The organism is Chryseobacterium subflavum (assembly GCF_055762745.1).
The window spans coordinates 102,395-116,264 of the sequence record NZ_JBVTMR010000002.1; the positions used below are offsets into that span (position 1 = coordinate 102,395).

Consider the following 13,870-nt stretch of genomic DNA (forward strand, 5'->3'; position numbering starts at 1 on the left):
TATTTAAAAACAATATAATTAAAAATCGATGGTGCGAAATCTCCAGTCCAGAGTATCGACCAAAGTCAGCTGATTGGTATTCACAGGAAGATCTGTAATTATTTTCAGGCTCAGATGTGCCATCATACTTCCTATTATTCCGGGTAATGATCCCAGAACACCTAAACTATCACAATCCGGGGTATCTTCATCCACCGGTGGTTCAGGAAAAAGATCCCTCAGGTTTTTACTCTCTCTGTAATTAAATACTGCCACCTGACCGGAAAAGCCCAGAATACTTCCATAAACCACCGGCTTTTTTAGTCTCACACAAGCATCATTAATTAAATACCGTGTAGAAAAGTTATCTGATCCGTCTACAATCAGGTCATATCTGGAAATTATCCTTTCAACATTTGAAAGATCTATCTTTTCATCAATGGGAATAATAGTAATATGCCTGTTAAGTGCTTCAACAAATTGTACTGCGCTGGACACTTTGGATATCCCTACACTTTTTTCATTATGAATAATCTGCCTGTTCAGATTATGAAGCTCTACTTTATCAAAGTCTGCGATCCCTAAAATGCCAACTCCTGCCGCTGCCAAATATTGAATAACAGGACTCCCCAATCCACCAGCCCCCACAACAAGCACTTTCGCATTAAGTATTTTTCGTTGCCCTGAAGTACCAATCTCATCAATAAAAATTTGACGGCTGTATCTGGAAAACATTTCTTCGCTATTCATGATCATTCTATTAAAAACCACTGTACACAGAATCCCAATCTTTCATAACAGGATCATATCCCGCATTCCTGATCACATTTTTTATATCCTGCATGCTTCTTTCATCACTGGTTTCAAATTGTTCCAACGATTGAGGATCTACAGCATAGCCTCCCGGATTAGTCTTAGATCCGGCACTCATGGAAGTGGCTCCAAGAGATACAATATGATTTCTGAAATTTTCATTCTCCCTGGTAGAAATGGAAATTTCAAGATCTTCATTCCATATCCGGTAAGCACAAATGAGTTGCAAAAGCTCTTTATCTTCCATAATGAAGTTGGGTTCTATGATTCCCTCAGCGGGCCGTAATCTCGGAAATGATACGGAAAATTTACTTTTCCAATATTGCTTTTGCAGGTAATCAATGTGGGCTGCATTGAAGAAGCTATCGACTCTCCAATCTTCCAATCCTAATAAAACACCTAACCCCATTTTATGGATCCCTGCTCTTCCTATTCGGTCAGGTGTTTCCAGACGAAAATTAAAATTTGATTTTTTACCTTTCGGATGATACTGCTTATACACTTCCTGATGATAAGTCTCCTGATACACAAGGATTGAATGAACTCCTTCCTGATGGAGTAATCGGTATTCATCTTCTGACAATGGCTGTACTTCGATAGAAATGTTGGCAAAATGGGATTTTAATAACCGAACAGCATTCAGAAAGTAGGCAATTCCTACGGTCTTATTCGCTTCACCGCTTACCAGCAATATATGATTTACTCCCATCGCCTTCAGAACCGTTGCTTCTATCATAATCTCAGTATCGGAAAGTGTTTTTCTTTTCAGTTTATTGTCTAAGCTAAAACCACAATAGGTACAAATGTTCTGACATTCGTTACTAAGGTATAAAGGTGCATACAGCTGGATTACTTTGCCAAAACGTTTTTGGGTAATCGCTCTCGCCATGCCAGCCATCACTTCTAATTTCGGTGCCGCAGCCATTGAAATAAGATTAAGGAAATCATCTAATGTTTTCTGCTTCTTCTGAAGGCTGTATTCTACATCGGATAAAGTGACATTTTCCAGTTTTTGTTTAATATCATTCCACTCATAGGATGTGAAAACCTCCTCAAAATTTTTCATTCTAATACGATTTATTCAAATAAAAATGAAGTCAAGGGGCTTGATGCCTCAGCATGGGAACTAATCGAGCCCAGTCCGGCTTCATAAGCTCTTCTTCCTGCAATAACCCCTTCCTTAAATGCAATTGCCATACTGATCGGATCCTTTGCCACGGCTATAGCAGTATTCACCAATACGGCATCAGCACCAATTTCCATGGCCTTTGCCGCATCAGATGGGGCTCCTATTCCTGCATCAACTACCACAGGAACTTTGCTCTGGCTAATGATAATTTCCAGGAAATCCAACGTCCGAAGACCTTTGTTCGTTCCGATAGGAGCTCCCAATGGCATAACCACTGCTGTCCCTGCGTCTTCTAACCGTTTGCATAAAACGGGATCAGCATGAATGTAGGGCATTACAATAAACCCAAGCTTCGCAAGTTCTTCCGTTGCATATAATGTTTCTATAGGATCCGGCAGTAAATATTTAGGGTCCGGATGTATTTCCAGTTTCACCCAGTTTGTTTCTAACGCTTCTCTGGCCAATTGCGCAGCCAGTACTGCTTCTTTGGCAGTACGGGCTCCGGAGGTGTTAGGCAGAAGATGGGTATTGGTGGGCTGCAGTGCCGTGAGAATACCATCATCCTCAGATTGAGCATCAATTCTTTTCAGTGCCATTGTCACCATATTGCTTTCTGATGCAATAATGGATTGCGTCATTTCTGCCAGATTTCCGAATTTACCCGTTCCCAGAAATAGCCTTGATTCGAAACTTCTTCCTGCAATTGTTAGTATATGATTCATTTGAAAGATTTTATAAATTCATTAACGACAGACGGCCTGCCTGTAATTTGTCCGGAGACAGCAACTCCATGGATTCCAATTTCCTGTAATAATTCTACATCTTCAAGACGTACACCTCCAATTGCATAGATTGCAGGAATTTTAACCGATCTTTTTTCTAAATCCCGGATCAGTTGCTGATACCCTTTAAAGCCCAGTACCGGACTTAATTTCTCCTTTGTCGGTGTATACCGCAATGGCCCCAAACCGATATAATCACAAGATTCATCAATTCTTTGCAGGACGTCCTCTAATGTATTAGCTGTTCCCCCGACTATTTTTTCAGGACCCAGAATTTGTCTTGCCTGAGTGATTGTATCATCATCTAATCCTAAATGGACACCATCAGCATCTACGAGTTCTGCCAAATGTATGTGATCGTTAATAATACATATTGCCCCGTATTCGGTACATTGTAATTTTGATTTTTCACACAATTCAAAAAGCTCTTTCCCAGGCGCGTTTTTCCAACGAACCTGCACCCACTTTACACCGGCGTCCAGAGCCCTGTAAATATTCAATTCCTGTTCTTCTTTTGTATTTCCCTGGGAAATATATTGTAATTTTTCTTTGACCAATTTCTACCTGTTTTGATAATTATATTCCAACATTCTATTCCTGCACTGATTAAATGCCTTTACAGGTTGCTCATTCATCCAGATCCCTCCCAGCAAGGCAAGACCTTCTGCTCCCGATCTCAGTGCTATCTCCATGTTTTCCTCATAGATTCCTCCTAAAGCAATAAGTTTCACATCATGATTATTCCGAAGTCCTATCCTCTCCAAAACCTTAGAATGTTCTCCATATCCCGGTTTTGAAATGCTTGAGAAAAATGGACTGAAAAAAGCATATTCCCAATTGGGCTCAAGAGCATTAAAACAAATGATATCATGTACCGATGTAGAGATTACCGAACCTTTTGCACGCCATGAATGCAATCCATTAATACGGTCCTCTTCTCTGAAGTGTATTCTTGAAATGCCATATTCTGCTGCCAGGTCAAAATAACCGTGCATTACCAATCGATGACGGAATGATGCATCGATCTGATCCAAGAAAACGATCATTTCTACCTCAGTGATAAAAGGTTTCCTGATATGAAATAATTCCAGCCCATCCTGAAACATCTTATTGACACATTCTGCTTCATTGATTAAAATGTTTTCAGGACTTATGACAATGATCATAAATAAATTTCCTTTCCGTTCTCGATAAACTCCTGTGATTTTATCATCATCCCCATTTCAGCGGATTCCCGTATTTCCTGAGTAATTTTCATGGAACAGAATTTAGGACCACACATGGAACAAAAATGCGCAATCTTTGCTCCCTCTGCCGGTAATGTTTCATCATGATATGCTTTTGCCGTTTCAGGGTCCAGGGAAAGATTAAACTGATCTTCCCATCTGAATTCAAACCTTGCTTTACTCAGAGCATTATCTCTGTACTGAGCACCTGGATGTCCTTTTGCCAAATCCGCAGCATGTGCTGCCAGCTTGTAGGTAATAACCCCGTCTTTCACATCTTTTTTATTGGGTAGTCCTAGATGTTCTTTAGGGGTAACGTAACAAAGCATTGCACATCCAAACCATCCGATCATGGCAGCTCCGATTCCTGAAGTTATATGATCATAGCCCGGTGCAATATCTGTTGTTAACGGCCCTAACGTATAGAAAGGTGCTTCGTGGCACTCTTCCAGCTGCTTATCCATATTTTCTTTGATCATATGCATCGGAACATGACCGGGACCTTCAATCATTACCTGTACATTGTGTTTCCAAGCAATCTTCGTAAGCTCTCCTAAAGTCTCCAGCTCTGCAAATTGTGCAGCGTCATTAGCATCTGCAATAGATCCCGGACGAAGTCCGTCACCTAAAGAAAAAGCTACATCATATTTTTTCATGATTTCACAAATCTCTTCAAAATGCGTGTACAAGAAGTTTTCTTTGTGATGATAAAGACACCATTTAGCCATAATAGAACCTCCGCGCGAAACAATTCCCGTTACTCTATTAACGGTAAGGTGAATATATCTGAGCAGCACTCCTGCATGAATGGTAAAATACGAAACGCCTTGCTCAGCCTGCTCGATCAGGGTATCTCTAAATACTTCCCAGGTAAGATCTTCAGGAACTCCTTTCACTTTTTCAAGTGCCTGATAAATAGGAACAGTTCCGATAGGTACAGGACTATTTCTGATGATCCATTCCCGTGTTTCGTGAATATTTTTTCCTGTGGAAAGATCCATAATAGTATCCGCACCCCATCTGCATGCCCACACTGCTTTTTCGACCTCTTCATCGATACTGGAAGAAACAGCACTGTTACCAATATTGGCATTTATCTTTACTAAAAAATTCCGCCCTATAATCATCGGTTCACTTTCTGGGTGGTTGATGTTATTAGGAATGATTGCCCTTCCGGCAGCAATCTCTTCTCTTACAAATTCAGGAGTAATCTTATTTTTAGGAGTTCTTGCCCCGAAATTGTTCCCGGCATGCTGGGAAGACATTTCTTTGGAAACAAAATCAAGCTGTTCTATTCTTTGGTTTTCACGGATGGCAATGTACTCCATTTCAGGAGTAATGATCCCCTGTTTTGCATAGTATAACTGGGTTACTTCTTTTCCTTCCAGAGCGACTTTTGGCTTATGGTTATAAGAAAAACGTAATTCATCCAGTTTCGGATCTGCCAAACGGGCTTTCCCATATTCGGACGATATTCCGTCGAGAATTTTTACATCTCCCCTTTCCAGTATCCATTGCTCTCTTATTCTTGGAAGTCCTTTCTGGATATCGATCTGCGAATTTTCATCCGTATAAGGTCCTGACGTATCATAAACCGTGACAGGAGGATTATTCTCCAATGTTCCATTGCTGAGCTTTGTAGGGCTCAATAGGATTTCGCGCATAGCAACCTTAATAGGATGAATGCTTCCTTCAACATAAATTTTCTTTGAGTTCGGAAATGGCGAACGCGTAATTGAATGTGCCATAAAATTATTGGGGTTTTACGAAGATTAGCCGCCCTGTGTTGCGGTAATAATTAAAATTGAATCCTGGTCCTGAAGTACAGTATTCTGCCAGGAGGAAATGGGAATAATACGATTGTTTAAGGCAACAGCGATTCCTTTTTTGCGGCCGGGTGCCTCCAGAGCCATCAAAGCCTCCAGGTTTTCCGGTGGAATATCGAAAGTTTTCCGTGTGTGATTGATTATAAGTTCCATTCCAAGATTTTTGTTATAAATCACTTTAGGAATGGCTATAATTGTACAATAGAAATGTACAGCAAAAAGTCATCTCACTTTTCCCTACGCTGGTATGATCCAGATCAGGTTCAAAGGGTAAAGTCTCAGTCTGCTTGTGAACAGACACCCCTAAAGTATGGGACGAAGTTAGTTATTTTTTCAAAACAGGCAAAATGATTTCATTAAAAACAAAAAGACCATCTGCTTTTAGAGGGTCTTTTGTATGTTTAATAGTATAATGTTAAGATTAACTTTTATATTCAGACTTATTCTTCGCATGCTCTCCATATGGCATCATTTTGCGGAACAGGAGCTACAATTCTGATCTCTTCTTTGGTCACGGGATGGATGAATGTAAGCATCCGTGCATGAAGATTGATTCCTCCATCCGGATTGGACCGGGGTGCTCCATATTTCAAATCACCTTTTATTGGAACTCCAATCTTGGAAAGTTGAGCCCGGATCTGATGATGTCTTCCTGTTTCCAGATCAATTTCAAGAAGCATATAATTGTCCAGGGTTTTAATAACATTATAAGTTAAAATTGCCTCTTTCGCTCCATCTGTTGCCTTTGGAAAAACAATGGCTTTATTATTTTTCTCATTTTTCTTTAAATAATGAACCAGCCTCTGGTGATGCGGAATCATTTCTTTAGCAACAACAGCCCAGTATGTTTTTTTAATTTCCCTGTTTTTAACCATCTGGGTAAGACGGGAAAGGGCTTTTGAGGTTTTGGCATAAATAACCAAACCTGATGTCGGACGATCTATACGATGAACCAAACCGAGAAAAACATTTCCCGGTTTAGCATCTCTTTTCTTTATAAAGTTCTTTATTGATTCTAATAACGATTCATCACCGGTCTTGTCACCCTGTACAAGCTGACCGACTTTTTTATTTACAACCAGGAGATGGTTGTCTTCATAAGCAATCTGCTCCTCCATTTTACATTTAATTAATCTGTCGTCTGTTCGACAAAGAAAGAATAATCCCTGCAAGAAGCCCAAGTGTTTTCATTGCAGCCAGCCTTGATTCCAATGGAAGAAAAGCGCCAACAATACAAAGACCTGCGGCAGCATACATTGGATATACAAAATTTCTGTTAGACAGAAAAGGAGCCTGAATGGCAAAACTTATTCCTATGACGATGTAAAATACCCTTTTCGAGAGAATATCATTAGTTTCCGGTGAAAAGAAATTGAACCATCCTACGGCAAGGCAGATCAATGCGATAACGGAAATAACTCCTTGTATAGTCTGTTGATTATCTCTCATTAATAGCTTTCTTTTTCATTAGGAAAGGTAACCTCTTTTACATCTTTTACATATTGTGCAACCGCCCCTGTGATTTCACTGTAAAGATCAAGATATCTTCTCAAAAATTTTGGACTGAACCCCTGGTTCATTCCTACCATATCATGATAAACCAAAACCTGTCCGTCACAGTCAGGGCCTGCTCCGATTCCGATTGTCGGAATCGAGATACTTTCAGATACTTTTTTAGCCAAATCTGCCGGAATTTTTTCTAAAACAACAGAAAAGCACCCTAATTCTTCTAAAAGCTGCGCATCACTGATCAGTTTCTCAGCTTCTGCTTCGTCCTTCGCTCTTACTTTGTAAGTTCCGAATTTATAAATAGACTGAGGGGTTAATCCTAAATGCCCCATCACAGGAATTCCTGCATTAACAATTTTCTTGATTGATTTTGAAATCTCTTTACCGCCTTCAATTTTCACAGCATGGGCACCGCCCTCTTTCATCATTCTCACGGCAGACTCTAATGCTTTTTCAGGATTACTCTGATAAGTTCCAAAAGGAAGGTCAGCAATAACGAGAGCTCTGTCTACTCCACGTACAACGCTTTGAGCATGATAGATCATCTGATCAAGAGTAATAGGCAGCGTAGTTTCAAAACCTGCCATTACATTGGCTGCAGAATCTCCTATCAAAACAGCATCTACTCCTCCTGCATCTACCATCTTTGCTGTAGTGAAATCATAGGCTGTAAGCATTGTTATTTTTTCCTTGTCGAACTTCATTTTACGCAAGGTTTCAGTCGTAACTTTTTTTATTTCAGAATGAACAGACATAATGTATCTATATTTTAAAAGTTAAAAAGTCGGCTTCCGCCGACTTAAATTTTTTTTATGATTTATAAAACTACGTGACCTAGTTTCATTAGTTTGTCGTGGTTGAGGATCTTGATGTTTCTTCCGTCCACTTCTATCAGATCATCCTGTTTGAATTCGGAAATCAGACGGATAGCACTCTCGGTAGCTGTACCGATGATATTGGCAATTTCTTCTCTTGTTAAAGAAATTTTGATAAACCCTTCCGGATCTACTCCTAATTTCTGTTCCAGAAGCAATAAAATTTCAGCCAATCGCTCTCTTACGGTTTTTTGAGCAAGGAAAGTAATCGTGTTTGAAGATTCTCCTAATTCATAAGCTATTTTCTGAAGCATTACGAAAGACAATTGAGAATCCACCTCTAAAAGATACATAAATACATCTGCAGGTAGAAAAGTACACTCAATATCAGTCATTGCTTCAGCTTTAGCCTGAAAATTTTCTCCGCAAAGTAAAGAACGGTAGCCAATAATATCACCTTCTTTGATAAACCTTAAGATCTGATCTTTTCCAAAGGCTCCGGATTTAGAAAGTTTAGCAGCACCATTTTCTAAAAAATATACTCCCTTTGGAGTTTCTCCATCTTCGAAAATAGTATCGTGTTTCTGAAATTTTAATTTCTTTTTTGTGCTAATGTATTTTTCAAAATCTGCGCTTGAAAGTCTTTCCTTAAAAGATTTATCATTAAAAACTCTGGCGAACCTCTCTTCAATTGCAATCTGTTGTTCCTGCGACATTTTAATATGACATTTATCACAAAAATAGAACATTTTAACTCGATAAACAAAAAAATTTGTTATAATTTTGTACCTCAATAATTTATGAAGGTGAGCGAGAACTGTTTCCATTGTGGTCAAGGCATAGAAAAAGAACGAATTCTTTTTGATGAAAAAATTTTTTGTTGCAACGGTTGCAAGTCAGTTTACGAAATTCTGAATACCAACAATCTAAGTAATTTTTATGAACTGAATAAAAGAGCAGGAATTCGTCCGGACGAAAATTCCTCTCAGTTCGATTATTTGGACACCCCGGAAATTTTTGAAAAAGTCACCGATTTTTCAGAAGGCAATACAAGCCTTGTGACTTTTAAAATCCCTGTAATCCACTGCTCATCTTGCATCTGGCTTTTGGAAAGCCTTCATACCCTGAACGACGGCATTAAATATTCACAGGTCAATTTTACCAGAAAGACCCTACAGGTTTCTTTCAACCATAACGATCTAAAACTAAGCGAACTCGCTAAATTTTTAACCAACCTCGGATACAAACCGGTCATTAGCCTGGAAACGGCAGAGAAAAACGTGGATCATCTTGATAAGTCCCTTCTTGTTAAACTTGCCATTGCCGGTTTTGCGTTTGGGAATGGAATGTTCCTTGCTTTTCCTGAGTATATTGGAGGTGAAGATTATTGGATGCAGCACTACAAAGGACTTTTTAGAACATTAATGTTTCTGCTTGCCATTCCTGTAGTTTTCTATTCAGCTTCAGATTATTACAAATCGGCCTGGTATGGTTTAAAGAACAAGATCGTTAATATTGACGTTCCTATTGTTTTGGGTATTTTCGTTCTTTTCGGAAGAAGTATTTATGAGGTAGCAACAGACTACGGACCTGGCTATTTCGATACACTTTGCGGGCTATTATTCTTCATGCTGTTAGGAAAAACCTTCCAGAAAAGAACTTATAGCGCTCTTTCATATGACCGTGATTACAAATCTTTTTATCCAATTGCAGTTACCAAAGTCGATTTTGATGGAAAGCAGGACAATATCTTACTTTCAGAAGTTAAAGTAGGAGACCGGATTCTGGTTAGAAACCAGGAAATCATCCCCGTAGATGCTATTCTTATTAACGGGGAAGGAAATATCGATAACAGTTTCATCACTGGTGAAAGTGAAAGCATAAGTAAACAACCGGGAGATAAAATTTTTGCCGGTGGAAAACAGATAGGTTCTTCTCTTGAACTTGAAGTGATCAAAAATGTGGACCAAAGTTATCTTACTCAACTTTGGAATAAGGAAGCATTTAAGAAATACGAAACAGGACTTGACACTCTCACCAATAACATCAGCAAGTATTTCACATTTATCATCTTAGGCATAGCTTTGATTTCAGGAATTTACTGGTCATTCATTGATCTGGAAAAAATGTTCCAGGTGGTATCTGCCATATTGATCATTGCCTGTCCTTGCGCGCTGGCGCTTTCCGCTCCTTTTACTTTCGGGCACATTATGAGGATTTTAGGACGAAATAAATTCTATGTAAAGGATACCCTGACCATTGAGAAAATTGCAAAAATCGACACACTTGTATTTGATAAAACCGGAACCATTACCCACCGCAAAAAAACAAATATCAAGTATGAAGGTTCCACCATTTCAGAATTCGACTCACTGAATATCAAAACCTTATTAAAAAATTCAAATCACCCGCTTTCAAAATCTTTATACGAATTTATTGATATTAATGATGACTACTTCCCTGTTGATAATTTCGTTGAGACCTCCGGGAAAGGATATGAGGCTACTGTAAGAGGAGCTCATTATAAGATAGGATCTGCAAAATATAATAATCAGGAATCTAAAAATCTTGAAACGGCAGTCTACATCAGTAAAAACAATGAATTTCTAGGTAAATTCATATTCAAAAATGAATATAGAAGTCGCCTTAAAAACTTATTCAAAACGCTCAACCATTATAAAATCTTCATTTTAAGCGGAGATAATTCTTCTGAAGAAAATCAGTTAAAGGAAATTATCCCCAACTATCAGGCGATGGCATTTAATCAAAGCCCGGAGGATAAATTAAATTACATCAAGCAACTCCAGGATAAAAATTACAAAGTTGCCATGTTGGGAGATGGATTAAATGATGCAGGAGCATTGAAACAAAGCAATGTAGGAATAGCCATTGCAGATGACACCAATACCTTTACTCCTTCATCTGATGTCATCATGAATGGTGACAAAGTGGTTACCCTTGACAGGTACCTGAACGTTTGCAAAGGCTCAATTACTATTGTTAAAATGACATTCATAATAAGCTTTTTATACAATATAGTAGGCTTAAGTTACGCTGTCACAGGCCATATGCATCCGCTATTCGCAGCGATAATCATGCCAATAAGCTCAATCACTGTAGTTGCATTCACTACAATTTCAACCTGGATCTTAGGACGGAAATACTTTACCAAAGAGGCGTAGAAGCCCTTATTTAGACTGATTTTAAATTAGCAAGAATCGGTATTTCGTGATGAATGTCATTATTTTTCACTAAATTTGAACCCCGAAAATAGGTTAATTTTGTTGTCTGATGGATATTCTATATTTAATGATCCTATGCAGTGTTTCTTTAGCTGCAATTTTCTTGGTCGTTTTTATAGTTAACGCCCGAAAAGGACAGTTTGAGGATGATGAATCTCCTGCTGTACGAATTCTTTTTGACTCCGGTGAAATAAAGGAGAAAGAGAAAGATGGCAACAAAACAGACGAGAAAGAAAAAGGAGAAAATAATAAAATTGAAGAAAAAAGTGAATAGTTGATATGGAGACACAAAAGTTTAGTTATGACAACAGTATTGTTCGGGCATTTCTTTATGCGACCATAGTTTTTGGGCTTATAGGGTTTTTGTTCGGGCTTACAGCAGCCTTAATGCTTTTCTACCCTGAACTTCCTGAATTTTTATTTGGTACAGATGATACTACCATTCAGAGTTTGAAGAGTGGTAATATCCAAGGGCTAATTAATACTCATGGTGCATTTGGTTTTGGTAGAATCAGAATGTTGCACACCAACACGGTAATCTTTGCATTCGTTTGTAATATCGTTTATACCGGTATTTATTACTCATTACAGAGATTATTAAAAACAAGAATGTATAGCGATACATTATCTTGGTTACATTTCTGGACTTGGCAGTTTATGATTGTTGCTACGTTCATTACATTCTTTATGGGGATCAACACCTCTAAAGAATATGCTGAGCACGAATGGCCAATCGATATATTAATTGCTTTCTCATGGATCATTTTCGGTATCAACATGTTCTTAACTATTGCTAAGAGAAGGGTAAGACACCTTTATGTAGCTATCTGGTTCTACATTGGTACCTGGATCGCAGTAGCAATGCTTCACATCTTTAATAACTTAGAAGTTCCGTTATCTTTCACAGGATGGAAATCATATTCAGCATATGCAGGGGTAAAAGATGCTATCGTACAATGGTGGTATGGTCACAATGCAGTAGCATTCGTATTAACAACTCCGGTTTTAGGTTTGATGTATTACTTCTTGCCAAAAGCGGCAGACAGACCGGTTTTCTCATATAAACTGTCTATTATCCACTTCTGGTCATTAATTTTCGTATATATCTGGGCTGGTCCTCACCACCTTCAGTATACTGCACTTCCTGCATGGGCACAGGCAGTAGGAACAGGGTTCTCTATTATGCTTATCGCTCCATCATGGGGAGGAATGCTTAATGGTCTTCTTACCTTAAGAGGAGCATGGGATAAAGTAAGAGAAAATCCTATCCTTAAATTCTTCGTGGTGGCTGTTACATGTTATGGTATGGCAACTTTTGAAGGACCGCTTTTAGCAACTAAAAATATCAACAAGATCGGTCACTTTACTGACTGGGTAATCGGACACGTACATTTAGGTGCACTGGGATGGAATGGTTTCATGGCATTCGGTGTAATCTATTATCTTGTACCTATCTTGTGGAGAACAAAATTATGGTCTGTAAAACTAGCTAACTGGCATTTCTGGTTAGGGACTTTAGGAATTATTTTCTATGCAGTACCAATGTATATTTCAGGATTTACTCAAGGTTTGATGTGGAAACAGTTCAATCCAGACGGAACCCTATTGTGGAAAAACTGGTTGGATACTGTAACAGCTATTATCCCTTATTTTAAAATGAGATTCTTAGGAGGATTCTTCTACATTTCAGGAGCTATTTTAATGATCGTAAACGTTGTTGCAACGGTAAGAAAAGGATCATTCCAGAAAGAAGTTCCTGCAGAAGCTCCTGCTTTAGCAAACATCAGCAAAAACAGAAAAGAAGGAGAAGGAACTCACCTATGGTTAGAAAGAACTCCTGTATTATTAGGTATTTTATCTTTCATCACTATTTCTATCGGTAGTTCAGTTGAAATTATACCTACTTTATCACTTAAGAAAAGTGTACCTACCATTTCAGCAGTGAAGCCTTATTCTCCGTTGGAACTTGAAGGTAGAGATATTTATATCCGTGAAGGTTGTAACGCTTGTCACTCTCAGATGGTAAGACCATTCCGAGATGAGATCGTAAGATTTAACGGTAAAAACGGACAATATTCAAAAGCGGGTGAGTTTGTTTATGACAGACCATTCTTGTGGGGTTCAAAAAGAACGGGACCGGATTTACATAGAGAAGGAGGGAAAAACCCTAGTTCTTGGCACTATAAGCACATGTATAACCCAAGATCGACATCAGCGGGTTCTATCATGCCTCGTTACCCTTGGTTAATCGCTACGAACTTAGACAGATCTAAAATGGTTGATAAAATGTTACTGATGAAAAATACTTTTGACGTACCATATACAAAGCCTCAGATAGATTCTGCAAACAAGTGGGCAGATAACCAGGCAGCGAAGATTGTAAAAGATATTTTCTCTGAAGCAAATGACCTGAAAGAGGCTTATGCGAAGAGACCTAAAGGTGAACTAGAGAAAAAAGAGGTTGTAGCCCTTATCTCTTATCTTCAAAGATTAGGTACTGATATCAAAACAACAGAAATAAAAACAGCAAGTAATAACTAAAAAATATT

The 13,870-nt window shown here is 38.5% G+C and carries 14 protein-coding genes and 1 riboswitch; of the genes, 3 read left to right on the plus strand and 11 right to left on the minus strand.

Going from position 1 to position 13,870, the window contains the following annotated elements; all coding sequences use genetic code 11:
• Nucleotides 1–18 precede the first annotated feature (18 nt).
• From AC0INN_RS09725 to AC0INN_RS09775, 11 genes are all read right to left on the minus strand, one after another.
• On the minus strand, nt 19–729 hold the full coding sequence (locus AC0INN_RS09725; RefSeq protein WP_273649994.1) for a HesA/MoeB/ThiF family protein: 711 nt from the start codon (nt 727–729) through the stop codon (nt 19–21).
• A gap of 10 nt (nt 730–739) precedes the next feature.
• On the minus strand, nt 740–1,858 hold the full coding sequence (gene thiH / locus AC0INN_RS09730) for a 2-iminoacetate synthase ThiH (protein ID WP_172281225.1): 1,119 nt from the start codon (nt 1,856–1,858) through the stop codon (nt 740–742).
• Between the two features lie 11 nt (nt 1,859–1,869).
• Nucleotides 1,870–2,643 (minus strand): thiazole synthase, encoded by a 774-nt coding sequence (locus tag AC0INN_RS09735; RefSeq protein ID WP_273649997.1) that lies wholly within the window; start codon nt 2,641–2,643, stop codon nt 1,870–1,872.
• A complete protein-coding gene (locus AC0INN_RS09740) occupies nt 2,640–3,260 on the minus strand; it encodes a thiamine phosphate synthase (protein ID WP_273649999.1) in 621 nt (206 codons plus the stop codon). The genes AC0INN_RS09735 and AC0INN_RS09740 overlap by 4 nt, the downstream gene beginning before the upstream one ends.
• Nucleotides 3,261–3,263: 3 nt before the next feature.
• Nucleotides 3,264–3,869, minus strand: coding sequence for a thiamine phosphate synthase (locus AC0INN_RS09745; RefSeq protein ID WP_273650001.1), 606 nt, complete (start codon nt 3,867–3,869; stop codon nt 3,264–3,266).
• Entirely contained in the window at nt 3,866–5,677 is a 1,812-nt protein-coding gene (thiC, locus tag AC0INN_RS09750) for a phosphomethylpyrimidine synthase ThiC (RefSeq protein ID WP_273650003.1), read from the minus strand. The genes AC0INN_RS09745 and thiC overlap by 4 nt, the downstream gene beginning before the upstream one ends.
• Nucleotides 5,678–5,701: 24 nt before the next feature.
• The gene (gene thiS, locus AC0INN_RS09755; protein ID WP_172281231.1) at nt 5,702–5,908 is read right to left on the minus strand and encodes a sulfur carrier protein ThiS; all 207 of its coding nucleotides are present in this window, start codon (nt 5,906–5,908) and stop codon (nt 5,702–5,704) included.
• Nucleotides 5,909–5,972: 64 nt separating this feature from the next.
• A riboswitch (TPP riboswitch) is annotated at nt 5,973–6,070 on the minus strand.
• A gap of 125 nt (nt 6,071–6,195) precedes the next feature.
• Nucleotides 6,196–6,873 carry an RluA family pseudouridine synthase gene (locus tag AC0INN_RS09760; RefSeq protein WP_273650005.1) on the minus strand — a complete coding sequence of 226 codons (678 nt, stop codon included), beginning with the start codon at nt 6,871–6,873 and terminating at the stop codon, nt 6,196–6,198.
• 7 nt (nt 6,874–6,880) lie between these two features.
• The gene (locus AC0INN_RS09765) at nt 6,881–7,204 is read right to left on the minus strand and encodes a hypothetical protein (protein WP_273650008.1); all 324 of its coding nucleotides are present in this window, start codon (nt 7,202–7,204) and stop codon (nt 6,881–6,883) included.
• On the minus strand, nt 7,204–8,019 hold the full coding sequence (gene panB, locus AC0INN_RS09770; protein WP_172281236.1) for a 3-methyl-2-oxobutanoate hydroxymethyltransferase: 816 nt from the start codon (nt 8,017–8,019) through the stop codon (nt 7,204–7,206). The genes AC0INN_RS09765 and panB overlap by 1 nt, the downstream gene beginning before the upstream one ends.
• 62 nt (nt 8,020–8,081) lie before the next feature.
• Nucleotides 8,082–8,795 (minus strand): Crp/Fnr family transcriptional regulator, encoded by a 714-nt coding sequence (locus AC0INN_RS09775; protein ID WP_172281238.1) that lies wholly within the window; start codon nt 8,793–8,795, stop codon nt 8,082–8,084.
• A 90-nt stretch (nt 8,796–8,885) separates the two neighbouring features.
• Between AC0INN_RS09775 and AC0INN_RS09780 the strand changes: the two genes are divergently transcribed.
• The 3 genes from AC0INN_RS09780 to ccoN all read left to right on the plus strand — a co-directional run bounded on the left by AC0INN_RS09780 (nt 8,886) and on the right by ccoN (nt 13,862).
• On the plus strand, nt 8,886–11,261 hold the full coding sequence (locus AC0INN_RS09780) for a heavy metal translocating P-type ATPase (protein ID WP_273650011.1): 2,376 nt from the start codon (nt 8,886–8,888) through the stop codon (nt 11,259–11,261).
• Nucleotides 11,262–11,370: 109 nt separating this feature from the next.
• Entirely contained in the window at nt 11,371–11,595 is a 225-nt protein-coding gene (ccoS, locus tag AC0INN_RS09785) for a cbb3-type cytochrome oxidase assembly protein CcoS (protein WP_172281242.1), read from the plus strand.
• A gap of 5 nt (nt 11,596–11,600) precedes the next feature.
• Entirely contained in the window at nt 11,601–13,862 is a 2,262-nt protein-coding gene (ccoN, locus tag AC0INN_RS09790) for a cytochrome-c oxidase, cbb3-type subunit I (RefSeq protein ID WP_172281244.1), read from the plus strand.
• Nucleotides 13,863–13,870: the final 8 nt, after the last annotated feature.

What these genes read in the sequence shown, in the direction of transcription:
- AC0INN_RS09725 (WP_273649994.1), bottom strand. Translation starts at nt 729, where the DNA reads ATGAATAGCGAAGAAATGTTTTCCAGATACAGCCGTCAAATTTTTATT.
- thiH (WP_172281225.1), bottom strand. Translation starts at nt 1,858, where the DNA reads ATGAAAAATTTTGAGGAGGTTTTCACATCCTATGAGTGGAATGATATT.
- AC0INN_RS09735 (WP_273649997.1), bottom strand. Translation starts at nt 2,643, where the DNA reads ATGAATCATATACTAACAATTGCAGGAAGAAGTTTCGAATCAAGGCTA.
- AC0INN_RS09745 (WP_273650001.1), bottom strand. Translation starts at nt 3,869, where the DNA reads ATGATCATTGTCATAAGTCCTGAAAACATTTTAATCAATGAAGCAGAA.
- thiC (WP_273650003.1), bottom strand. Translation starts at nt 5,677, where the DNA reads ATGGCACATTCAATTACGCGTTCGCCATTTCCGAACTCAAAGAAAATT.
- thiS (WP_172281231.1), bottom strand. Translation starts at nt 5,908, where the DNA reads ATGGAACTTATAATCAATCACACACGGAAAACTTTCGATATTCCACCG.
- AC0INN_RS09760 (WP_273650005.1), bottom strand. Translation starts at nt 6,873, where the DNA reads ATGGAGGAGCAGATTGCTTATGAAGACAACCATCTCCTGGTTGTAAAT.
- AC0INN_RS09765 (WP_273650008.1), bottom strand. Translation starts at nt 7,204, where the DNA reads ATGAGAGATAATCAACAGACTATACAAGGAGTTATTTCCGTTATCGCA.
- panB (WP_172281236.1), bottom strand. Translation starts at nt 8,019, where the DNA reads ATGTCTGTTCATTCTGAAATAAAAAAAGTTACGACTGAAACCTTGCGT.
- AC0INN_RS09775 (WP_172281238.1), bottom strand. Translation starts at nt 8,795, where the DNA reads ATGTCGCAGGAACAACAGATTGCAATTGAAGAGAGGTTCGCCAGAGTT.
- ccoS (WP_172281242.1), top strand. Translation starts at nt 11,371, where the DNA reads ATGGATATTCTATATTTAATGATCCTATGCAGTGTTTCTTTAGCTGCA.
- ccoN (WP_172281244.1), top strand. Translation starts at nt 11,601, where the DNA reads ATGGAGACACAAAAGTTTAGTTATGACAACAGTATTGTTCGGGCATTT.